Annotated in this window: 17 protein-coding genes, 1 other RNA gene and 1 pseudogene; 17 read left to right on the top strand and 2 right to left on the bottom strand. The window is 63.4% G+C overall.

What is annotated here, in order from left to right; translation table 11 throughout:
* Positions 1-162 precede the first annotated feature (162 nt).
* Together ACP7D4_RS05750 and ACP7D4_RS05745 are read right to left on the bottom strand one after the other, a co-directional pair.
* On the bottom strand, positions 163-708 hold the full coding sequence (locus ACP7D4_RS05750; protein WP_426208101.1) for a DUF7010 family protein: 546 nt from the start codon (positions 706-708) through the stop codon (positions 163-165).
* Between the two features lie 92 nt (positions 709-800).
* Positions 801-2,498, bottom strand: a complete 1,698-nt coding sequence (locus ACP7D4_RS05745) for a thiamine pyrophosphate-binding protein (RefSeq protein WP_426208099.1) — start codon at positions 2,496-2,498, stop codon at positions 801-803.
* A gap of 212 nt (positions 2,499-2,710) precedes the next feature.
* Here ACP7D4_RS05745 and ACP7D4_RS05740 point away from each other — a divergent pair, with 212 nt between their 5' ends.
* The 17 genes and pseudogenes from ACP7D4_RS05740 (at position 2,711) to ACP7D4_RS05660 (ending at position 22,032) form a co-directional block, all read left to right on the top strand.
* On the top strand, positions 2,711-3,466 hold the full coding sequence (locus ACP7D4_RS05740) for a CNNM domain-containing protein (RefSeq protein ID WP_426208098.1): 756 nt from the start codon (positions 2,711-2,713) through the stop codon (positions 3,464-3,466).
* Positions 3,467-3,584: 118 nt separating this feature from the next.
* Positions 3,585-3,779, top strand: coding sequence for a hypothetical protein (locus tag ACP7D4_RS05735; protein WP_426104038.1), 195 nt, complete (start codon positions 3,585-3,587; stop codon positions 3,777-3,779).
* Positions 3,770-5,548, top strand: a pseudogene (locus ACP7D4_RS05730) (putative bifunctional diguanylate cyclase/phosphodiesterase); the annotation flags it as partial. The gene ACP7D4_RS05735 and the pseudogene ACP7D4_RS05730, both read left to right, overlap by 10 nt.
* A 168-nt stretch (positions 5,549-5,716) precedes the next feature.
* Positions 5,717-6,077, top strand: an RNA gene (rnpB, locus tag ACP7D4_RS05725) — RNase P RNA component class A.
* Between the two features lie 154 nt (positions 6,078-6,231).
* The gene (glpK, locus tag ACP7D4_RS05720) at positions 6,232-7,716 is read left to right on the top strand and encodes a glycerol kinase GlpK (RefSeq protein ID WP_426208097.1); all 1,485 of its coding nucleotides are present in this window, start codon (positions 6,232-6,234) and stop codon (positions 7,714-7,716) included.
* A 517-nt stretch (positions 7,717-8,233) separates the two neighbouring features.
* Positions 8,234-8,662 (top strand): division/cell wall cluster transcriptional repressor MraZ, encoded by a 429-nt coding sequence (mraZ, locus tag ACP7D4_RS05715; protein ID WP_426104036.1) that lies wholly within the window; start codon positions 8,234-8,236, stop codon positions 8,660-8,662.
* Between the two features lie 9 nt (positions 8,663-8,671).
* The gene (gene rsmH / locus ACP7D4_RS05710; RefSeq protein WP_426104035.1) at positions 8,672-9,631 is read left to right on the top strand and encodes a 16S rRNA (cytosine(1402)-N(4))-methyltransferase RsmH; all 960 of its coding nucleotides are present in this window, start codon (positions 8,672-8,674) and stop codon (positions 9,629-9,631) included.
* On the top strand, positions 9,628-9,900 hold the full coding sequence (gene ftsL / locus ACP7D4_RS05705) for a cell division protein FtsL (protein WP_426104034.1): 273 nt from the start codon (positions 9,628-9,630) through the stop codon (positions 9,898-9,900). Before rsmH ends, ftsL begins: the two co-directional genes overlap by 4 nt.
* Positions 9,897-11,681, top strand: a complete 1,785-nt coding sequence (locus ACP7D4_RS05700; protein WP_426104033.1) for a peptidoglycan D,D-transpeptidase FtsI family protein — start codon at positions 9,897-9,899, stop codon at positions 11,679-11,681. Before ftsL ends, ACP7D4_RS05700 begins: the two co-directional genes overlap by 4 nt.
* Positions 11,681-13,225 carry a UDP-N-acetylmuramoyl-L-alanyl-D-glutamate--2,6-diaminopimelate ligase gene (locus ACP7D4_RS05695; RefSeq protein ID WP_426208096.1) on the top strand — a complete coding sequence of 515 codons (1,545 nt, stop codon included), beginning with the start codon at positions 11,681-11,683 and terminating at the stop codon, positions 13,223-13,225. Before ACP7D4_RS05700 ends, ACP7D4_RS05695 begins: the two co-directional genes overlap by 1 nt.
* Positions 13,225-14,637 (top strand): UDP-N-acetylmuramoyl-tripeptide--D-alanyl-D-alanine ligase, encoded by a 1,413-nt coding sequence (locus ACP7D4_RS05690; protein WP_426208094.1) that lies wholly within the window; start codon positions 13,225-13,227, stop codon positions 14,635-14,637. The genes ACP7D4_RS05695 and ACP7D4_RS05690 overlap by 1 nt, the downstream gene beginning before the upstream one ends.
* A 1-nt stretch (position 14,638) precedes the next feature.
* The gene (gene mraY, locus ACP7D4_RS05685; RefSeq protein WP_426104031.1) at positions 14,639-15,808 is read left to right on the top strand and encodes a phospho-N-acetylmuramoyl-pentapeptide-transferase; all 1,170 of its coding nucleotides are present in this window, start codon (positions 14,639-14,641) and stop codon (positions 15,806-15,808) included.
* A gap of 3 nt (positions 15,809-15,811) precedes the next feature.
* Entirely contained in the window at positions 15,812-17,344 is a 1,533-nt protein-coding gene (gene murD / locus ACP7D4_RS05680) for a UDP-N-acetylmuramoyl-L-alanine--D-glutamate ligase (RefSeq protein WP_426208092.1), read from the top strand.
* Positions 17,344-18,555, top strand: coding sequence for a putative lipid II flippase FtsW (ftsW, locus tag ACP7D4_RS05675; RefSeq protein WP_426104029.1), 1,212 nt, complete (start codon positions 17,344-17,346; stop codon positions 18,553-18,555). Before murD ends, ftsW begins: the two co-directional genes overlap by 1 nt.
* A complete protein-coding gene (gene murG, locus ACP7D4_RS05670) occupies positions 18,552-19,661 on the top strand; it encodes an undecaprenyldiphospho-muramoylpentapeptide beta-N-acetylglucosaminyltransferase (protein ID WP_426208091.1) in 1,110 nt (369 codons plus the stop codon). Before ftsW ends, murG begins: the two co-directional genes overlap by 4 nt.
* Positions 19,658-21,049 (top strand): UDP-N-acetylmuramate--L-alanine ligase, encoded by a 1,392-nt coding sequence (gene murC / locus ACP7D4_RS05665; protein WP_426208089.1) that lies wholly within the window; start codon positions 19,658-19,660, stop codon positions 21,047-21,049. Before murG ends, murC begins: the two co-directional genes overlap by 4 nt.
* Positions 21,046-22,032 (top strand): D-alanine--D-alanine ligase, encoded by a 987-nt coding sequence (locus tag ACP7D4_RS05660; protein ID WP_426208087.1) that lies wholly within the window; start codon positions 21,046-21,048, stop codon positions 22,030-22,032. Before murC ends, ACP7D4_RS05660 begins: the two co-directional genes overlap by 4 nt.
* Positions 22,033-22,037 lie beyond the last annotated feature (5 nt).

Below are 22,037 nucleotides of genomic sequence, written 5' to 3'. Positions count from 1 at the left end.
TGGGGTGGCGAATGAATGCGCAGCTTTCGCCGGTGTTAGCATGCGGCGCGATACCTCTTCGTTGAAAAACGCCATGTAGTTGGCGCCAAATAGTTGGCGCCAACTTTGTCTGTGCGCTTGGTTTGCTCGTCCAGGCCGTTTGGCAGACGGCCTATTCCAGTTTCAGGCCGCGAGCTTGGACGCTTTTGAAAACACGAAGAACGCAAAGGCAATCTCCATCGCTCCGCCAAGTCCTGCCGCGACGGCGGGTGGGATCGCGAGAAAGAAAACGACATTTCCAGCAACAATAAGGCTTACTCCCATGGTCCAGAAAATCGCTCTGCCATAAACACTTGCAAAGACCAGGTAGCGACTGCCAATCGTCGCCATCATTGCTGGAAAAAATAGCGCGGGATTGAAAAGAAAAAGACCATAGGCCATCGCGCAGCCAAGGATCAGCCAAATTGTCGACGCCATGACAAGTTGGTTCAGCGCGTTGTCCGGGCTTGTCTTTGCCGCCCGTCCTGCCGCCTTCGTTACAAGGATGCTGATCGGGTAAATGAGCGCGCCACCCAAGAGCAGCGTCCATACGGCCTGGCGCAGGCCAAGCAGATCACACACAAGTGCGGCGGCAATCCAGACGAGACCCGATACCAGCATGCCTGGGGCGCCATCATAATAGGCGTGGCGCATTTCATTTTGCTGATCTTCAGATAGAGATAGTTTCATTACTTCTTTCTGCGCTTCACTGCGATTGATGCGGACATCGCGGACCGGCAAGCATTCTGCGGCCGTCTTTGGCCAACGTTAAAAAATCGCTGTCACTTCCCCTGCGCCTGCGCCGTTTTGCGAATCGTCTCCAACGTTGCATTTGGCGTAATCAAATTGCCGTCATAGCGCAACTCAATGATCGCAGGCAGCGACTGCTCCCTGGTATGGGCCAGCGCGCGCGCCAAGGCCGGGCCGAACTCGGCGGTCGTGTTCACCACTTCGCCGTGCGCGCCATAGGCCTGCGCCAGCGCTGCAAAATCGGGATTGTGCAGCGTCGTTCCCGACACGCGCCCCGGATAATCGCGCTCCTGGTGCATCCGGATGGTGCCGAACATGCTGTTGTTAAAGACGATGATCAGCACGCCCGCCTTGTACTGCACGGCGGTGGCCAGCTCCTGGCCGTTCATCATGTATTCGCCATCGCCCGCGAACGTGATCACGGTGCGCTCAGGATCGATGATTTTTGCCGCCACGCCGGCCGGCACGCCGTAGCCCATCGCGCCATTGGTGGGCGCGAGTTGGGTGCGCATGCCGCCGTAGCGATAAAAGCGGTGCGCCCACGACGCGTAGTTGCCCGCGCCATTGGTGATGATGGTGTCCTTCGGGACCGCCGCCTGCAGTTGCTGCACCACCTGCCACAGGTCGAGCGGCGCCGTGCCGTCCTTGAAGATCGGCGGCTGCTCCTGGTAGGCGGCCAGTTCGGCGCGCGCTTCGGCAACGCTGTCTTGCCATGCGCGCGCGTCCACCGGCGCCATCGCCGCGAGCATCGCGCACGCTTGCGGGGCGCCGCTGTTGATCATCAATTCGGCCTGGTAGACGCTGCCCAGTTCTTCGGCGTCGGCATGCAAGTGCACCAGGCGCTGCTTGGGCACCGGGGAAGCGAGCAGCGAGTAGCCGCTGGTGGTCATTTCGCCCAGGCGCGGGCCGATGGCGATGAGCAGGTCGGCGTCGCGCACGCGCGCTGCCAGCTTGGGATTGATGCCGATGCCGACGTCGCCGATGTAGTTCGGGTGCGCGTTGTCGAGCAAATCCTGGAAGCGGAACGCGCAGCCGACCGGCAGCGCGTTCGCTTCGGCAAAGCGGGCCAGGTCGGCGCAGGCTTGCGCGTTCCAGGTGCCGCCGCCCAGCAGCACGACCGGGCGCTTCGCTTCGGCCAGCATGTTGCGCAGCGTCTCGATCTGTGCGCTTGACGGCGACGCCTGCACCGGCGTGTAGCGCCTGGTGTCGGCCACGCTGGCAACGTCGACCAGCATGTCTTCGGGCAGGGCCAGCACCACCGGGCCCGGCCGCCCGCTGGTGGCCACCTGGAAGGCGCGCGCCAAATATTCGGGAATCCGGTCGGCGCGGTCGATCTGGGTCACCCACTTGGCCATCTGGCCGTACATGCGGCGGTAATCAATTTCCTGGAACGCTTCCCGGTCCGTGAAGTCGTTGCCGACCTGGCCGATGAACAGGATCATCGGGGTCGAGTCCTGGTAGGCGGTGTGTACGCCAATCGATGCATTGGTTGCGCCCGGCCCGCGCGTGACAAAACAGATGCCCGGTTTGCCGGTCATCTTGCCGTAGGCCTCGGCCATGAAGGCGGCGCCGCCTTCCTGGCGGTTGATGATGAAGCGGATGTCCGAATCGTGCAGGGCGTCAAGAACGTCGAGGTAGCTTTCGCCCGGAACGCCAAAGGCGGTGTCGACGCCATGGATGTTGAGCGCATCGACCAGGATCTGGCCGCCACTGCGGGAAGGGAGCGTCATAAGTCTGTAGCCTCTAGGATGGAGTGTCAGCCATTCTATGCGAGGTGTTTCCACGGAGCTTTTGAAAATACGACAGAAAATTTCAGAATTGGACAGGCCGCACGGCCGTTTTGCGCGCGAGATGCGCGTGAGATGCGCGCGATTGGTGCATATCAAACGAACGCCCTTCGTGCGGGCTACCTTGGACCTTCGTGATCCCATGGGCCGCCTTGATGACCGATCTACTGATTATTCTTGCCCTGATCTTGCTCAACGGCGTGTTTGCCATGGCGGAGCTTGCCATCGCATCGGCCAAGCGCCTGCGCCTGGAAGAGTCCGAGCGCAACGGCAGCGCGGGCGCGCGCGTGGCGCTTGACCTGGCCGACAATCCCAGCACCTTTCTTTCCACCGTCCAGATCAGCATCACCCTGATCAGCATTTTCAATGGCGCTTTCGGCGAAGCGTCGCTCACCGCGCGCCTGGCGCCGTGGCTGGCGCAGGTGCCGGCCCTGGCGCCCTACGCGCGCGAAGCGGCGCTGGCCGTTGTCATTGCCGGCATTACGTTCATGTCCCTCATATTCGGCGAGCTGGTGCCAAAAAGCATCGCCATGCAGCACCCGGAGCGGGTGGCGATGCTGGTCGCGCGCCCGCTGCGCCAGCTCTCGCGCCTCATGCGCCCGTTTGTTGCGGTGCTCGCCTTTAGCAATGACTTGATCATGCGTCTGCTGGGCCTGTACGAGCGGCGCGACGAGGCGCCCACCCATCAGGAAATCAGCGGCATGCTGGAATGCCTGCGCGAACTGCTCGGCACCGCCGTCGTGTTCCCGGACGAGGCAGGCGGCGCCTACCACACCTTGGCCGGTTTCCTGTTGCATCAGCTTGGCCATATTCCGCGCGCCGCCGAGCATCTGGAGTGGAATGGCTACCGCTTCGAAGTGGTCGATATGGACCGCCACCGGATCGACCGGGTGCTGGTGGCGGCGCTGTAATGCCAAGCCATTGCTCAGTTCGCAATTTGACAACGGCCTAAACAGTTCTATATTGGTTGTTGGCCTGCAATTGATGCGGGCATAGCGGGCCACCGGTGACCAACTCATGAATGCTGTCGTGTTAATTGTTACCGCGCACGCGGCTGACGCGTCCGACTTGCGCCGTCTGCTGCTGCGTTCGCGCGATGGCCCGTTCGACATCGTTGCGGCCGGCACCTTGGCCGCTTCGCTCAGCGAGCTTGCCACGCAACGCAACGCATCGATATCGTTCTCGCCGACCTTTGCCTGCCCGACTGCAGCGGCGTGGCCGTGATCGAGCAATTGCTGGCGGCAGCGCCCGGCATGCCGGTGCTGGCGCTGGTGCCCCAGGCCGATGAGGCGCTGGCGTTCGAGGCGGTCACGCTGGGTGCGGAGGGGTATTTGCTCCACGGCTATTTCAACAATAGCTTGATACCCCAGGCGCTGGCCAACATTATCCACCGCAAGGCGGTCGAGGCCGACCTGTATGTCGAGAAAGAGCGTACCCGGGTGATCCTGGAGTCGATCGGTGAGGCTGTCATCAGCACCGATCTCGACGGCAGTGTCGGCTACCTGAACAGCGTGGCGGAGCGCATGACGGGTTGCCCGCGCGCGTTTGCCTACGGCCGGCCGTTTTCCGAAGTCGCCTGTGTGTTCGATGCGCTCACCAATACGCCCATCTGCGATCACCTGCGCCAGGCGATCCTGCATGACAAGCCCGTGCGCGGCGCGGCCGGCATGATGCTCATGCGCGCCGACGGCAGCGCCACCGCGATCGAACTGTCGGTCGCGCCCGTGCACGAACGCAGCGGGGGCTTGAGCGGCGCGGTGATCGTGCTGTACGATGCCAGTGTTGCCCAAGCGACCATGCTGGCGCGCATGGCCTATCTGGCCCAGCACGACGTTCTGACCGGCCTGCCCAACCGGTTGCTGCTCGACGAGCGCATGGCGCACGCCATTGCGCTGGCGGCGCGCCAGTCGCGCCAACTGGCGGTGCTGTTTCTGGACCTGGACAACTTCAAGCTGGTCAACGATTCGCTTGGCCACGTGGTGGGCGACAAGCTGCTCGAATCGATGGCCCAGCGTTTGAGCGCCCACAACCGCACCAGCAACACCGTGGCGCGGCAGGGCGGCGACGAATTCATCATCATCAGCGGCGACGACGAGTCGGTGGCCGGCATCGCCCTGACGGCGAGCAGAATATTGGCCGACATCGCGCGCCCGCATCTGGTGGCAGGGCACCACCTGCACATTACCGGCAGTATCGGTATCAGCATGTATCCGGAAGACGGTCGCGACGCCGAAACGCTGGTCGGCAATGCCGACGCCGCGATGTATTACGCCAAAAAAGCGGGGCGCGGCAGGGTGCAGTTTTTTAACCGCGACATGAATCGGCGCGCGCTGGAGCGCCAGATGCTCGAAGCTCGCTTGCGTTACGCCAAAGACCGCGGCGAACTGGTGCTCCATTTCCAGCCCAAGATCGACCTGCGCCGCGGGGTCATCACCGGCGCCGAAGCATTGCTGCGCTGGCGCCTGCCCGGGCAGCGCCTGATGATGCCGGACCGCTTTGTGCGCATCGCCGAGGAGTGCGGCTGGATTGAAGCGATCGGCCACTGGGTGCTGCGCGAGGCGTGCGGCAAGGCGCGCCAGTGGCAGGATGCGGGGCTTGATCCGGGCACCATCGCTGTCAATGTCTCGGCTTGCGAATTTCGTGCGCCGGGCTTTCTCGACGGCGTGCGCGACGTGCTCGACGAAACCGATCTTGATCCGGCGCGACTGGAGCTGGAGCTGACCGAGGGCGTGCTCATGAAAAATGCCGAATCGAGCTTTGCCATCTTGCGCGACTTGAAGCAGCTGGGCGTGCAGCTGGTGGTGGACGATTTTGGCACCGGCTACTCGAGCCTGAGTTACCTGAAAAACTTTGCCGTCGATGTGCTCAAGATCGACCAGTCGTTGGTCCGCGACCTGGTCTCGCCGCAGGACAAAGGCATCATCGTCAAGGCGGTGATCGGCATGAGCCGCAGCATGAACTTGAAAGTGGTCGCCGAAGGCGTGGAAACGCAGGAGCAATGCAAGCTCCTGCGCGAACTGAAGTGCGATGAAGGGCAGGGTTTTACTTTAGCCGCCCGCTTGCCGGTGAGCAGTACGCGCAACTGCTCAAGAATGGCATGGCGGACCGGCGCAACGGCAGCGCGCCCCTGGCGCGTCGCCAACGCGGTACAATACGCCCGTGAAGCAGGCCAGACAGTCGCTGGCTGGCGCGTAATGCGTCGGCGGGAGGAAGGTCCGGACTCCATAGAGCAGGATGACGGTTAATGGCCGTCCGCTGAAAGCCGACCGGCCGTACTTGTATGGCCGGGGAGTATAAGGCGAGGAATAGGGCCACAGAGACGAGCGTATTAAGTTACGGTGAAACGCGGTAACCTCCATCTGGAGCAATCCCAAATAGGCACGCGTTGAGGCGGCTCGCGGAGCGTGCGGGTAGGGAGCTTGAGCGCCGGAGTAATTCGGCGCCTAGAGGAATGGCTGTCATAGCAGGGACCCGCAAGGGCGACTGCCGTAACAAAATCCGGCCTATCGGCCTGCTTCACTTTTTGATTTCGGCCCGCTGACATGGGCCAAGCCTGCCTTGCAAGGCAGGCCCGTTGCGCAGGGGCGCGCAAGCGTGCGCAAAAGCGTTCGACAGCTTCCGGCAGCACCTGTTTGCCAGCTCACTGCGGCGCTTGCGCCCGGCCTTGAGGTTACTCATGAAAAAGTACATCCTCGCCCTCGACCAGGGCACCACCAGTTCGCGCGCCATCCTGTTCGACCGCCAGGGCCAGCCATGCGGCAGCGCGCAGCAAGAGTTCCCCCAGTATTTTCCCCAGCCCGGCTGGGTCGAGCATGACGCCACCGACATCTGGGAAAGCCAGCTGGCCGTGGCGCGCCGCGTGCTGGTCGATCACGGCGTCGATGTTGCCGACGTTTGCGGTATCGGCATTGCCAACCAGCGCGAGACCACCGTCGTGTGGGACCGCAAGAGCGGGCAAGCGATCGCCCCCGCCATTGTCTGGCAGGACCGGCGCACGGCCGCCGCCTGCGACCAGCTGCGCGAGGACGGCCACGCCAAGCTGATACAAGCCATTACCGGACTCGAGCTGGACGCTTATTTTTCGGCCACCAAGCTGGCCTGGCTGCTGGACAACGTGGCCGGCGCGCGCGCCAGGGCGGAACGGGGCGAGCTCGCCTTCGGCACCATCGACAGCTACCTGGTGTTCAAGCTGTGCGGGCGCCATGTGACGGACGTGAGCAACGCCTCGCGCACCATGCTGTTCAACATTCACCTGATGCGCTGGGACCAGGACTTGCTCGACCTGTTCCGTATTCCCGCCGCGATGCTGGCCGACGTGGTGTCCAGCGCAGAGGAGGTGGGCAGCACTGCCGGGCAGTGGTTCGGCCGGCCGATTCCGATTGCCGGCATTGCCGGCGACCAGCAGGCCGCAACGTTCGGGCAAGCCTGCCATCGGCGCGGCATGGTCAAAAACACCTATGGCACGGGCTGCTTCATGTTGATGCATTCGGGCAACCACGCGCCCCGGTCGGCCAACCGGTTGCTGGCCACCGTGGGCTGGCGGGTGGGCGGGCAGACCGACTATCTGCTGGAGGGTAGCGTCTTCATGGGCGGCGCCACGGTCCAGTGGCTGCGCGACGGGCTGGGCATCATCGACAAGTCGAGCGACGTTGAAGCCCTGGCCGCGAGCGTGCCCGACAACGGGGGCGTATATCTGGTGCCCGCCTTTGCGGGACTGGGCGCGCCGCACTGGGACCCGTACGCGCGCGGCACGCTGGTGGGCATGACGCGCGGGACCAACCGCGGCCACATTGCGCGCGCGGCGCTCGAAGCGATCGCCTACCAAAGCGCCGAACTGCTGCTGGCGATGCAAAAAGATGCCGCCTGTCCGGTTGCCGAAGTGCGGGCCGATGGCGGGGCGGCGCGCAACGACATGCTGATGCAATTCCAGGCCGACTTGCTGGGCGTACCGGTAGTGCGCCCCAAGGTGACCGAAACCACGGCGCTGGGTGCGGCCTACCTGGCCGGCCTGGCGCTGGGGTTTTGGGCGTCGCAAGAAGAGATCGCCGCGCAATGGCAGGCGGAACGGCGTTTTGAGCCGGCGATGACCGACGATCGGCGCCAATCGCTGATGGCGCGCTGGGCCGAAGCGGTCGCGCGCTCACGGAACTGGGCCGCCTGACCCCCAGGCCAACGGCCCAAATCGCGCACCCCACCGCGCCCATCGTTCCCAGCACTTCCCAAATATTTTCCATCACCAAAATCTCACCCGGGGTCAGTTCCCCCATTACGACACGGCCTCATCTGTAACCTCGTTTACAGATAAGGCCGTGTCGTAATGGGGGAAACTGACCCCGGGTGGAATTTGGGTATGTGTTGCCCAATGTCAACCAAATACAATTTATTTAATTATTGCTGAACATGCAAAACTTGTGTGAATAGATGAGGTAGCACATTCAATGTGTTTTATAAGTGTCTGATTATCGGCGTATTTTCCCTTGAGACCGCTTGAACACTGTTCGCTAAGTCCTTGACTTCATTGGCAAAATTCACATTTCGCACGTTTGAATTCGCTTGACCATAGGAATTGCTTCATCTAAAGTGGGCGACAGTGTGAAAAAGTGTCGTTTTGTGGGAGGTTTTTCAACTCCTGGCGTCAAAACAGCGCAGTCATAAAAACTCTCAAGCTAGGTACTTTCGTGTTTCAAGGCGCTTCCGCAATCAATCTCGATGCAAAAGGCAGGATGTCAATCCCCGCCAAGCATCGTGACGCGCTCGCCGTTCAGTGCGAAGGACGCCTTACGCTCACCAAGCATCCCCACGGCTGCCTGCTGTTTTTCCCGCGCCCGGTGTGGGAATCGCACCGCGAACAGATCGCCGCGTGGCCCATGTCGGCCAAGGCTTGGCAACGTATTTTCCTCGGCAATGCTTGCGATGTCGAGATGGATTCGGCCGGCCGCATCCTGATTTCCCCTGAGCTGCGCAGCGCCGTCGGCCTGACGCGCGACGTCATGCTGCTCGGTATGGGCACCCATTTCGAAATCTGGGATGCCGCCAAGCTGTCCGACAACGAGCAGGAAGCCGTCGCCGGCGGCATGCCCGATGTCCTCTCCAATTTTTCTTTCTAGGACCCGCCAATGACGAATGTGGCGGTGCCGGAGTTCCAGCATCGAACGGTGCTGCTCGATGAAGCGGTCGATGCGCTCAGCCTGGATGGCGTGCGCGCCGACGGTATCTATATAGACGGTACCTTCGGGCGCGGCGGTCACAGTCGCCTGATCCTGTCCAAGCTCGGCCCCAACGCGCGCCTGATCGCCTTCGACAAGGATTTGCAGGCGATCGCCACCGCCGCCCAGGTGGGCGACCCGCGTTTCGAGATCGTGCACGACAGTTTTGCCACCATGCGCAGCGCGCTGGCCGAGCGCGGCGTGCAGCAGGTTGACGGCATCCTGCTCGACCTGGGCATTTCCTCGCCCCAGGTCGATGACGCGGCGCGCGGCTTCAGCTTTCGCAACGACGGTCCGCTCGACATGCGCATGGATACCACGCGCGGCGTGTCGGCCGCGCAATGGCTGGCCAGTGTGCCGGAACAACAATTGGAAAAGGTGATACGCGAATATGGGGAAGAACGGTTTGCTTTTCAGATTGCAAAGGCGATTGCTGCTGGCCGGGCAGTCGAGCCAATTTCAAGCACACGACAGCTTGCCAGTCTCGTGGCGCGTGTCGTCAAGACCCGCGAGAAGGGCAAGGATCCGGCCACCCGTACCTTTCAGGCTATCCGGATTTTCATCAATAAAGAGCTTGAAGACCTGGAAACAGGCCTGAACGAAGCCTACGCCATGCTTGCGCCCGGCGCGCGCATGGTCGTGATCAGCTTTCATTCGCTGGAAGACCGCATGGTCAAGCAGTTCCTGGCCAGTAAAGCGAAGGTCGAACAGCCCGACCGCCGCCTGCCGATCCGCGCGGTCGATCTGCCGCAGCCGTTGATGAAGCTTATTTCGAAATCCAAGCCGTCCGAGCTGGAGGTTGACGCCAATCCCCGTTCGCGCTCGGCCGTGATGCGGGTCGCCGAACGCTTGGCCGGAGCGCGCTCATGAACGGCAAGATCAATATCATCCTGGCCGCCGTGCTGGTGACGTCCGCCCTGTCGCTGGTGAACGCGCAGTACGAAGCGCGCAACCTGTTCATTGAATTGGGCAAGCTCGAACATCAGGCCAAGCAGCTCGACATCGACTGGGCCCAGCTCCAGCTCGACCAGTCCACGCTGGGCAAGAACGCGCGCATCGAACAGATCGCGCGCACCGATTTGAACATGGCGCCGCTGTCGGCGGCGCGTACGCAGTATTTGACGGAAGGTGCAAAATGAAGCGCGGCGGTCATGGCGTGACAGGTTCGCGGGTCGCCGCCTCCAAAGGCGTGTCGTTCTCGAAAAGCCCGGTGCTGGCGGTCAGCCTGCCGACCTGGCGTTCGCGCGTGGTGCTGTTCGTGCTGTTTGCCTCGTTTGCGGTGCTGGCCGGGCGCGCCCTGTGGCTGCAGGGCAGTCCGGCCAACAAATTCCTGATCTCCCAGGGTAAAAATCGCTACGAGCGCACCATCGAGCTGCCGGCCACGCGCGGCAAGATCATGGACCGCAACGGCCAGGTGCTGGCGTCGTCCTTGCCGGTCAAGGCGGTGTGGGCCATTCCGGAGGACGTACTCAAGTCGTCGCCGGAAAAGCTCGCTCACCTGGCCAAGCTGCTCGAGATGAGCAATGCCGACCTGGCCAAAAAGCTCGACTCGGACCGCACCTTCGTGTATTTGAAGCGCCAGGTCGAGATGGACGTGATAGCCGAAATCAACAAGCTTGGCATCAAGGGCCTGGACACGCGCAAGGAATACAAGCGCTTCTACCCGCAGGGCGAAGTCATGACGCACCTGGTGGGCTTTACCAACGTTGAAGACGCGGGCCAGGAAAGCATGGAGCTGGCGCAGCAAAAGAACCTGGTGGGCGCAACCGGCAGCCGGCGCGTGATCAAGGATGGGCGCGGCAATATCGTCGAGGACGTGGGCCAGTCCAAGCAGCCGCACGACGGCAAGGACTTGACGCTGTCGGTCGACAGCAAGATTCAGTACATCGCTTTCTCGCAGGTCAAGGCCGCGGTTGAAAAATTCAAGGCCAAGGCGGGCGCCGCCGTGGTGCTGGACGTGAAAACGGGCGAAGTGCTGGCGCTGGCCAACTGGCCCACGTACGACCCGAACGATCGCAAGAAGCTGACCGGCGCCCAGCTGCGCAACCGCGTCATCACCGACACTTTCGAGCCCGGCTCGACCTTGAAGCCGTTTACGGTGGCGCTGGCAATGGACACCGGCCGCGTCAAGCCGACCAGCCTGATCGACACCGGCCCCGGGCGCTTCGTCATCAACGGCGCGCCGATCAACGACACCAAGCCGCACCATGTGATCAGCGTGGCGCAGATTATCGAGATGTCGTCCAATATCGGCACCTCCAAGATTGCGCTCAACATGCCCGCGCAAGAGATGTGGGAAATGTTCACGGAAGCGGGCTTCGGCCAGCAGCCAAAATTCGGCTTTCCCGGCGCGGTGGCGGGGCGTGTGCGTCCGTACAAATCGTGGCGCCCGATCGAGCAGGCCACCATGAGCTACGGGAACGGTATTTCGGTCTCGCTGCTGCAGCTGGCGCGCGGCTACCTGATCTTTGCCCGCAACGGTGACATGATTCCCCTGTCGTTCCAAAAAGTGACGGAGCCGCCGGTCGGCCAGCAGGTGATCAAGCCGCAGACGGCGCGCGATATGCGCGAAATGCTCGAGCGCGTGGTGTCCGGCAAGGACGGCACGGCCAAGCAGGCGCAGGTCGCCGGCTACCGCGTGGGCGGCAAGACCGGCACCGCGTACAAGGTTGAAAACGGCCGCTACGCGATGCCGCGCAAGTACATCGGTTCTTTCGTGGGCATGGTGCCGATGTCCAATCCGCGCTTCATCATCGCCGTCATGATCGACGAGCCGGGCACGCGCGAGCACTTCGGCGGCCAGGTGGCAGCGCCTACTTTTGCCGCAGTGGCGTCGAACGCGCTGCGCGCACTGAACGTGCCGCCCGATTCCACCGTCACCCAAATCGTCGGGACCGACGACGCCGAGGAGGTAATGTGATGATGCCGGCAGCGCACATGCACGACATCTGCAGCTGGATCGCAGCCAATGCCCCGGGCGGCAAGCTGGCGTCCGACTCGCGCCGCATCAAGGCCGGCGACGTGTTTTTTGCCTATCCGGGCGACACCGCCGACGGGCGCGCCTTCATCGCGCGCGCCATTGCGCAGGGCGCTGCCGGCGTGCTGTTCGACGGGCGTGACTTTGCCTGGGACGCGGCGTGGAACGTGCCGCACTTGGCCGTGGCCGACCTGAAAAAAAACGCCGGCCCCATCGCTCACGCCTGCAACGGCATGCCCGACGCCGCCATGTTTACCGTGGGCCTGACCGGCACCAACGGCAAGACGTCTTGCGCGGTGTGGCTGGGCCAGGCCTTTGCGCGCCTGGGCGAAACGGCCGCCGTCATCGGCACGCTTGGCGTGGGCATGTTCAAGGGCCGTGGCGAAGTTGACTACGACGTTACCGGCTACACCACGCCGGACGCGGTACTGCTGGCTGAAAAGCTGGCGCAAGTACGCGAAGCGGGCGCCACGGCACTGGCGATTGAGGTAAGCTCCATCGGCCTTGAACAAGAACGTACTTCAGGCATGCATTTCGATGTGGCGATCTTCACCAACCTGACGCGCGACCACCTTGATTATCACGGTGACATGGAAAGCTACGAAGCAGCCAAAACCCGGCTGTTCGAGTGGCCAGGATTAAAAACAGCAGTGCTCAACCTCGACGACCCGGCAGGCATTCGCCTGGTCAACCACCTCACAACCCGCTTTGGCAGTGCGCTGCCCCTGATCGGCTACACCTTGCGCGATGTTGCGGCCCAGCCCGATATCGATGGCGTGGCGATGCTGCGCGCCTCACAATTCAAGAGCCGTCACGCGGGCACCGATTTCCACCTCGAATCGCCTTTTGGCGGCGCCAGCGTCAAGACCCACCTGGTCGGTCATTTCAATGTTTCCAACGCGCTGGCCGTGCTGGGCGCGCTGCTGGCCAAAGGCGTCGTGCTGCGCAGCGCGCTCGACGCGATTGAGGCGCTGACGCCGGCCCCGGGCCGCATGCAGCAGGTCGGCGGCCAGGATGCGCCGATGGTTGTCATCGACTACGCCCACACGCCGGACGCGCTGGAAAAAACGCTGGGCGCCTTGCGTCAGGTTGCGCGCGAGCGCGGCGGGGCGCTGTGGTGCGTGTTCGGCTGCGGCGGCGACCGCGATCCGGGCAAGCGGCCGCAAATGGGCGCCATTGCGCAGGTGGCCGAGCACGTGCTGGTCACCAGCGACAATCCGCGCAGCGAAGAGCCGGGCGCCATCATCGCCCAGATCGTCGCGGGCATGGATGCGAGCCACGCCGGCTCCACCATCCAGGCCATCGAAGACCGCGCCGCGGCGATTCTGTCGGCCATCAAGCACGCGGCCAAGGCTGACGTGATCCTGCTGGCCGGTAAAGGCCACGAGCCGTACCAGGAAATCAAGGGCCGCAAAATGCCGTTCTCGGACGCCGACCACGCGGCGCTGGCCCTGGCCGCGCGCGCCACCATGATGAGGACGCACTGATGCGCGGCTCGCTGGCACAACTGGCACGATCCATCCCCGGCGCCGCCGTGACGGGCGACGCTGCGTTTGACAGCGTATCGACGGACAGCCGCAGCGCCGGCGTCGGCGCGCTGTTCGTCGCGCTGCGCGGCGAGAACTTCGACGCGCATGACTTCCTGGCGCAGGTCGCCGCCAAGGGCGTGGCGGCGGTGGTGGCTGAAGAACTGCCTCCAGGCTGGACCCTGCCCGCGCTGATCGTACCGGATACCCTGGCCGCGCTGGGCCACATCGCCCACGCCTGGCGCGCGCAGTTTGCCATTCCCGTGATTGGCGTCACAGGCAGCAACGGCAAGACCACGGTCAAGGAAATGGTCGCCGCCGTGTTGGCCGCAGCCTTTGGCGAACCGGCGCGCCTGGCCACGCGCGGCAACCTGAATAATGAAATTGGCGTGCCGCTCACGCTGATGCGCCTGGACGCCGCGCACAAAGCGGCCGTGATTGAACTGGGCATGAACCATCCGGGCGAAATCGCGCGCCTGACCGCCATCGCGGCGCCCGGCATTGCACTGGTCAACAACGCGCAGCGCGAGCACCAGGAATTCATGCACACCGTGCAAGCGGTGGCGCAGGAAAACGGCGCGGTGCTGGCCGGCCTGCCGCCTGAGGGCGTGGCCGTGTTCCCGGGCGACGACACCTATACGCCGCTGTGGCACGACCTGGCCGCCGGACGGCGCACGATCACCTTTGGCCTGGACGCCTCGTGCGGCGTAACCTGCACCCACCACGCCACCGCATTTGGCAGCGACCTGCTGGTCGTCGTGCGCGAAGCGGGCGAGGATGCGCGCCAGTTCCCGGTGCGCCTGGCCGCCGCCGGCATGCACAATGTGCGCAACGCGCTGGCCGCGATTGCCTGCTGCGTGGCCGCCTGCGTGGCCGACGAAGACATCGAGCGCGGCCTGGCCGCGTTCGCGCCCGTTAGCGGCCGCCTGCAAAAAAAGAGCGCGGCGTGCGGCGCCACCGTCATTGACGACACCTACAATGCCAACCCGGATTCGGTACGCGCCGCGGTCGACGTGCTTGCGCAGTCATCCTTGCCGCATATCCTGGTGCTGGGCGACATGGGCGAAGTCGGCACCCAGGGCCAGCAGTTCCACGAAGAGATCGCCGCCTACGCGGCCAGCTGCGGCATCGCCGAAGTCTTTGTCACCGGGGACCTGACGCGCCACATGGTCGCCCTTGGTGCCCGCCATTTTGAACAGTTTGACGATTTACTGGCCGCACTCGACGCACGCCTTGGCAGCAATTGCGACACGACGGTGCTGGTGAAGGGCTCGCGCTTCATGCAAATGGAACGCGTGGTCCAGCACCTTCTGGGCCTGGACAACACTAGCAACATTGGTAACACTAGCAACATTAGCAAGGAAACTCACTGACATGCTGCTCTGGCTCGCACAATATTTTCAGCAGGACTTGGGTCCGCTGCGCGTCTTTAACTTCATCACCTTTCGCGCGGTGTTCGCCACCATCACGGCGGTGCTGATCGGCCTGTTCGCAGGCCCTGCGGTCATCCGCAAGCTGGTCCAGCTCAAGGTTGGCCAGGCCGTGCGCCTGGACGGCCCGCAAACGCACCTGAAAAAACATGGCACGCCAACCATGGGCGGGGTGCTGATCCTGATCGCCATTGGCGTGTCCACGCTGCTGTGGTGCGACCTGTCGAATCGCCTGATCTGGCCGGTGCTGGTCGTCACGCTCGGTTTCGGCGCCGTCGGCTGGGCCGACGACTACCGCAAGGTGGTCTACCAGGACCCGAACGGCATGCGCTCGGGCGAAAAATACTTCTGGATGTCCCTGATCGGCGTCGCCGCGGCACTGTACCTGGCGTTCTCGGTGTCCGCGCCCACGCCGGCCAAGGTGTGGGAGTTGTTCTTCGCGTGGGTGCAGTCCGGCTTTGCCATGAACCTGCCGCCAAAAGCCGACTTGATCGTGCCGTTCGTGAAAACCATCAGCTATCCGCTGGGCGTGTGGGGTTTCATCGCGCTGACCTATTGCGTCATTGTCGGCACCAGCAACGCGGTCAACATCACCGACGGCCTCGATGGCCTGGCCATCATGCCCACCGTGATGGTCGGCTCGGCCCTTGGCCTGTTCGCCTACCTGACCGGCAGCGCCAAGTATTCCGGCTACCTGTTCATTCCGCATATTGAAGGCGCGGGCGAACTGCTGATCTTTTGCGGCGCGATGGCTGGCGCCGGCCTGGCCTTCCTGTGGTTTAACGCGCATCCGGCCCAGATGTTCATGGGCGACGTGGGCGCGCTCGCGCTTGGCGGCGCGCTCGGCACCATCGCCGTCATCGTGCGCCAGGAGATCGTCCTGTTCATCATGGGCGGCGTGTTCGTCGCCGAGACGGTGTCGGTGATGATCCAGGTGGTCGTCTTCAAGATCACCAAGAAGCGTACCGGCGTTGGCCGTCGCGTGTTCCTGATGGCGCCCTTGCATCACCATTTTGAACAAAAAGGCTGGAAGGAGACGCAGGTTGTCGTGCGTTTCTGGATCATCACCATGATGCTGGTGTTAGTTGGCCTGTCAACCCTGAAGCTGCGCTGACCGATGAACTACGACGGCAAACACGCACTGGTACTGGGGCTCGGGGAAACCGGGCTCGCAATGGCGCAATGGCTGGCCCGTTGCGGCGCGCGCGTGCGCGTTGCCGACACGCGCCAGGAGCCGCAGCGCCTGCAGGCCTTGCGCGATGCCGTCCCCGGTGTTGAATTTGCCGGCGCGCCCTTCAATATTGCGCTGCTCGACACCATCGATTTTGTCGCCGTCAGCCCGGGCTTGATGCCTGAGCGCGAACTGGCCGAGATCGGGCCTGAGGCGGGCGTGCGCAGTATCCCGCTCTGGAGCGAGATCGAACTGTTCGCCCAGGCGCTCGCCGCGCTCAAGGTGGAACGCGGCTATGCGCCAAAGGTCATCGCGATCACTGGCACCAATGGCAAGACCACCGTCACCAGCCTGACTGGTTTGTTGTGCGAGCGCGCCGGCTTGCGCACGCGCGTGGCCGGCAATATCAGTCCGGCGGCGCTCGACGTGCTGCGCGAAGTGCTGGACGCCGCGGTCGATGGCGAGCCGCTGCCGCAGGCATGGATCCTCGAGCTGTCGAGCTTCCAGTTGCACGCAACCTTCAGCCTGCAAGCCGATGCCGCGACGGTGCTCAACCTGTCGCAGGACCATCTCGACTGGCATGGCGACATGGCTGCCTATGGCGCGGACAAAGCGCGCATCTTCGGCGCCAATACGGTGCGCGTGCTCAATCGCGACGACCAGGCTGTGATGCAGATGGCGTCCGCCACCGGCAACAACGTCACCTTCGGGACCAACGAACCGGATGCCGCCGGAAGCTTCGGCCTGCAAAGCGAGCGCGGCGTGCTGTGGCTGGCCGTGGCGCTCGCCGGCGAGGAAAGCGAAAAGAAGCGCAAGAAAAATGAAGCGCCTGAAGTCGTGCCAAGCACGATCAGCCGCCTGATGCCGGCCGACGCGTTGCGCATCCGCGGTCTGCATAATGCTGCCAACGCGCTGGCCGCGCTGGCCCTGTGCCGCGCCATCGGCCTGCCGTTCGCGCCGCTGCTGCACGGCCTGCGCGACTACCATGGCGAGCCGCACCGCGTGGAGCTGGTGGCCGCCATTGAAGGCATCGACTACTACGACGACAGCAAGGGCACCAATGTCGGCGCCACCGTGGCCGCCTTGAACGGCCTGGGCAAGGCTTTTGCCGGAGCGCAGTCGGGTGGGCAGTCGGGTACCACCCAGCGCATCGTGCTGATCGCCGGCGGCGACGGCAAGGGCCAGGATTTTTCGCCGCTGGCCGAGCCGTGCTCGCGCTACGTGCGCGCCATTGTGCTGATCGGGCGCGACGCACCCAAGCTGCGCGCTGCCATTGAAGAGGCGGGCGTCGACATGTTCGACTGCGCCACGCTGCCTGAAGCAGTCGAAAAGGCCGCGTCGCTGGCCTTGACGGGCGACGCCGTGCTGCTCTCGCCCGCCTGCGCCAGCATGGACATGTTCACCAACTACGCGCACCGCGCGCAAGTGTTTTGCGGCGCCGTGCGCGAACTGGCGCTGGCAAAGGGACAGGACATCTGATGGCGCTCCAGATTCCATTCAAATTTAGCGGCTCGTCAAAGGATGCTTTGACCAGCTCCCGCGCGCGCGCCTCAAAAATGATGGAATACGACCAGCCGCTGGTCTGGATCACGCTGCTCATGATGTTGTTCGGGCTGGTGATGGTCTATTCGGCCTCGATCGCGCTGCCCGATTCGCCGAAATACGCCAACTACAAGCACGTCTATTTCCTGCAAAAGCAAGCCATGTTCATCGGGATTTCGGTGCTGGCCGGCCTGTTTGTCTTCCGCATCCGCATCGAGGTATGGCAAAAATATTCGTCGATGATGTTTGTCGGCTCCCTGGTCCTGCTGGCCCTGGTGCTGGTGCCGGGCGTGGGCGTATCGGTCAACGGCGCCACGCGCTGGCTCAACCTGATCGTGTTCAAGCTGCAGCCGTCCGAGATCATGAAGATCGCCGCCGTCCTGTACGCGGCCGATTACACCGTGCGCAAGCAGGAATACATGCACAAGCTGACCAAGGGCTTTTTGCCCATGGCCGGCGCGATCGGCCTGGTGGGCCTGATGCTGCTGCTCGAACCGGACTTGGGCGCCTTTGGCGTGATCGTCTGCATCGCCATGGGCATCCTGTTCCTGGGCGGGATCAATATCATCTGGTTCGGCGGCATTACGGGTCTTCTCGGGGTGATATTCGGAATGATCATCTGGCTCTCGCCGTTTCGGCGCGCGCGCATGTTCGCTTACCTGAACCCGTGGGACGAAGCCAATTCGCTCGACAAGGCCTATCAGCTGACACATTCGCTGATCGCTTTTGGCCGCGGCGAATTTTTTGGCGTGGGCCTGGGCGCCAGCGTCGAAAAGCTGCACTACCTGCCGGAAGCGCACACCGACTTCATCATGGCCGTGATCGGTGAAGAACTGGGCCTGGCCGGCGTGCTGGTCGTCATCGCCCTGTTCTACTGGCTCGTCAAGCGCGCTTTCGACATCGGGCGCCAAGCCATCGCGATTGACCAGGTGTTCGCCGGCCTGGCGGCCAAGGGCATCGGCATCTGGATCGGTGTGCAGACCTTTATCAACATGGGTGTCAACCTGGGCCTGCTGCCGACCAAGGGCTTGACGCTGCCCTTGATGAGCTATGGCGGCTCCGGAGTACTGTTCAATTGCGTCGGTCTGGCGATCTTGCTGCGCATCGATTATGAAAACCGCGTTCTGATGCGGGGAGGGCGCGCATGAAGCGACTGATGATCATGGCGGCCGGAACCGGCGGGCATATTTTTCCGGGCATTGCGATTGCGCGCACCATGCAGGCGCGCGGCTGGGAAGTTAGCTGGCTAGGTACCGCCCACGGCATGGAGCAGGATCTGGTGCCCAAAGCGGGCATCGCGATCGACACCATCGACTTCCAGGGCATGCGCGGCAAAGGCTTGCAACATACCTTGCGGGGCGCCTTCAAGCTGACTGCCAGTTTTGTCACCTGCCTGCGCTACCTGCGCCAGCGCAAGCCGGATGTGGTGCTGGGCATGGGCGGTTATGTCTGCGTGCCGGGCGGGATGATGGCGCGCCTGCGCCGCGTGCCGCTGGTGCTGGTCAACGCCGACGCCGCGCTGCTGCTGTCAAACAAAACTCTCACGCCGCTGGCGCAGCGCGTGCTGTTCGGATTTCCGGCAGATTTTGGCCGCGCCGCCGGCAAGGCCATGGTCACCGGCAATCCTGTGCGCCAGGAAATCCTGGACATGGCGCCGCCGCGTGCGCGTTTTGAAGGGCGCACTGGCGCGCTGCGCATCCTGGTGGTGGGCGGCAGCCTGGGCGCCAAGATCCTCAACGACAGCATTCCCGCCGCGCTGGCGCTGCTGCCGCAAGCTGCGCGCCCGCACGTCACGCACCAGTCGGGCAAAAAAAACATCGATGCGTTGCGCGCGTCGTACGCCGAGGCCAGCGTCGCGGCGGACGTGGTGGACTTCATCGACGACATGGCCGCAGCCTATGCCAAGGCGGATCTGGTGATCTGCCGCGCGGGCGCCATCACCGTGTCGGAACTGACCGCCGCCGGCGTGGCCAGCGTGCTGGTGCCGTTCGTGGCCACCACCACCAGCCACCAGCGCGACAACGCCACCTGGATGGCATCGCAAAAGGCGGCCATCCACGTGCCGCAAGGTGAATTGAGCGCGGCCAGCATGGCCACGCTGCTGGCGTCGCTCGAGCGCGCCACCTGTCTGGACATGGCCGAGGCGGCACTGGCCGTGGGCAAGCGCAACGCCAATGAAGCAATTGCAGCAGTACTCGAAGTATTGGCGGGATCGCCGGCAGGATCGTTGAATAAGACTGAAACCAAGACATGAAACATAAAATCAAGAATATCCATTTCGTCGGCATCGGCGGCAGCGGCATGAGCGGCATTGCCGAAGTGCTGGTCAACCTGGGCTACACCGTGTCCGGCTCGGACTTGGGCAGCAATGCCGCCACCCAGCGCCTCGAAAGCCTGGGCGCGCGCGTATTGCTTGGCCACGCGGCCGCCAACGTCGACGGCGCCGATGTCGTGGTCACTTCGACTGCGGTCAAGGATGACAATCCGGAAGTGGTGGCCGCGCGCGCCCACAAAACGCCTATCGTGCCGCGCGCGATCATGCTCGGTGAATTGATGCGCCTTAAACGCGGCATCGCCATCGCCGGCACACATGGCAAGACCACCACCACCAGCCTGGTGGCGTCGGTGCTGGCGCAAGGCGGGCTCGATCCGACTTTCGTCATCGGCGGACGTCTGACCAGCGCCGGCGCCAACGCCAAGCTGGGCACGGGCGACTACATCGTGGCCGAAGCGGACGAATCGGACGCGTCGTTCCTGAACCTGTCCCCAATGATCGAAGTCATCACCAACATCGATGCCGATCACATGGAAACCTATGAGCACGATTTCGAAAAGCTCAAGCAGGCTTTTGTCCACTTCACGCACCGCCTGCCGTTTTATGGCCGGGTGATGCTGTGCATCGACGACGAGCATGTGCGCGCCATCATCCCGCATGTCACCAAGCCGATCACGACCTACGGTTTTTCCGCAGAAGCCGAAGTGCGCGCCGTCAATGCGCGCGCCATCGGCCTGCAGATGCATTTCACCGTGATCCAGGACGGCTATCCGGACACCGACTTCGTGCTCAACCAGCCCGGCCTGCACAATGTGCAAAACGCCTGCTCGGCAATTGCCATTGCGCGCGAAATCGGGGTCGAGGACAGCGCCACCCAGCAAGGCCTTGAGCAGTTTTCGGGCGTGGGCCGCCGCTTTACGCGCTACGGCGACATCGCCATTGCCAAGGGCGGCGCCTTTACGCTGGTCGACGACTTTGGCCACCACCCGATCGAGACCGAAGTCACGCTGGCCGCCGCGCGCGCCGCGTACCCGGGCCGTCGCCTGGTGCTCGCTTTCCAGCCGCACCGCTACAGCCGCACGCGCGACCTGTTCGAGGACTTCGTCAAAGTGCTCGGCAAAGCCGACGTGCTGGTGCTGGCCGAAGTCTATGCCGCCGGCGAAGCGCCGGTGCGCGCGGCCGACGGCCGTTCGCTGGCGCATGCGCTGCGCGTGAACGGCAAGGTCGAACCTATTTTTGTCGAAGCCATTGCCGACATGCCGGCCACCATCATGGACCTGGTGCAGGACGGCGACGTCGTCATTACCATGGGCGCCGGCTCGATCAGCGGCGTGCCGGCCAAACTGACTTCTTTTACGGAGGCTTGAACGTGAGCGCATTTCCAACCATCGATGTGAAAGCACTGGGCAAGGTCGGCGTGCTGTTTGGCGGGCGTTCAGCCGAGCGCGATGTGTCGATCATGTCCGGCAGCGGCGTGCTGGCGGCCTTGCAGTCCAAGGGCGTTGACGCGCATGCCTTCGATCCGGGGCAGCGCAGCATTGCCGAACTGGCCGCTGAAAAGTTTGACCGCGTGTTCATTGCGCTGCACGGGCGCTTTGGCGAAGACGGCAGCTTGCAAGGTGCGCTCGAGCAGCTCAACATTCCGTACACCGGCAGCGGCGTCATGGCCTGCGCGATCGGCATGGACAAGATCTACACCAAGATGATCTGGCTGATGAAAGGCTTGCCAACGCCGCGCTACGCTTCGCTGACAGAGACGACCGACCTGGCTGCCGTGGTGGCCGACCTGGGCCTGCCGCTGATCGTCAAGCCGCCGCACGAAGGCTCGACCATCGGCATTACCAAGGTGCGCGCAGCGGACGAACTGAAAGCGGCCTATGAACTGGCAGCGGGCTTTGACGACATTGTGCTGGCCGAGGAATTTGTCACCGGACGCGAATTTACCGTCGCCGTTTTGGGCCGTGGTGTCAACGCGCGCGCGCTGCCGATCGTTGAGATCGTCGCCCCCGATGGCAACTACGATTACCAGAACAAGTACTTCAACGACGACACCGAGTATTTTTGCCCGGCCGTGCTTGACGCCGCCACCAACGCCGAGATGGAGCGCCTGGCCGTGGAAGCGTTCCGCGCCCTCGACTGCGAGGGCTGGGGCCGGGTCGACATCCTGCTGCGCGAGCGCGACAACAAGCCTTTCCTGATCGAGGTCAACACATCGCCCGGCATGACAAGTCATTCGCTGGTGCCGATGGCGGCGCGCGCGACCGGCATGAGCTACGAAGATTTGTGCGTGGAGATCGTCGCTTCCGCGCGTTTAAAGTTGACCAAACCGAGCAAGCTGACCAAGGAATGAGTAAC

This window comes from Massilia sp. TWP1-3-3, from assembly GCF_049897805.1.
GTDB lineage: Bacteria > Pseudomonadota > Gammaproteobacteria > Burkholderiales > Burkholderiaceae_D > Telluria_A.
Note: the sequence above shows the minus strand (reverse complement) of the source record. Positions and strands in the feature narration are given on the sequence as shown.

Coding starts and splice junctions, on each gene's coding strand:
- rsmH (WP_426104035.1), top strand. CDS start 8,672: ATGACGAATGTGGCGGTGCCGGAGTTCCAGCATCGAACGGTGCTGCTC.
- ftsW (WP_426104029.1), top strand. CDS start 17,344: ATGGCGCTCCAGATTCCATTCAAATTTAGCGGCTCGTCAAAGGATGCT.
- ACP7D4_RS05695 (WP_426208096.1), top strand. CDS start 11,681: ATGATGCCGGCAGCGCACATGCACGACATCTGCAGCTGGATCGCAGCC.
- ACP7D4_RS05740 (WP_426208098.1), top strand. CDS start 2,711: ATGACCGATCTACTGATTATTCTTGCCCTGATCTTGCTCAACGGCGTG.
- murG (WP_426208091.1), top strand. CDS start 18,552: ATGAAGCGACTGATGATCATGGCGGCCGGAACCGGCGGGCATATTTTT.
- mraY (WP_426104031.1), top strand. CDS start 14,639: ATGCTGCTCTGGCTCGCACAATATTTTCAGCAGGACTTGGGTCCGCTG.
- ftsL (WP_426104034.1), top strand. CDS start 9,628: ATGAACGGCAAGATCAATATCATCCTGGCCGCCGTGCTGGTGACGTCC.
- ACP7D4_RS05745 (WP_426208099.1), bottom strand. CDS start 2,498: ATGACGCTCCCTTCCCGCAGTGGCGGCCAGATCCTGGTCGATGCGCTC.
- glpK (WP_426208097.1), top strand. CDS start 6,232: ATGAAAAAGTACATCCTCGCCCTCGACCAGGGCACCACCAGTTCGCGC.
- ACP7D4_RS05750 (WP_426208101.1), bottom strand. CDS start 708: ATGAAACTATCTCTATCTGAAGATCAGCAAAATGAAATGCGCCACGCC.
- murD (WP_426208092.1), top strand. CDS start 15,812: ATGAACTACGACGGCAAACACGCACTGGTACTGGGGCTCGGGGAAACC.
- murC (WP_426208089.1), top strand. CDS start 19,658: ATGAAACATAAAATCAAGAATATCCATTTCGTCGGCATCGGCGGCAGC.
- ACP7D4_RS05700 (WP_426104033.1), top strand. CDS start 9,897: ATGAAGCGCGGCGGTCATGGCGTGACAGGTTCGCGGGTCGCCGCCTCC.
- ACP7D4_RS05690 (WP_426208094.1), top strand. CDS start 13,225: ATGCGCGGCTCGCTGGCACAACTGGCACGATCCATCCCCGGCGCCGCC.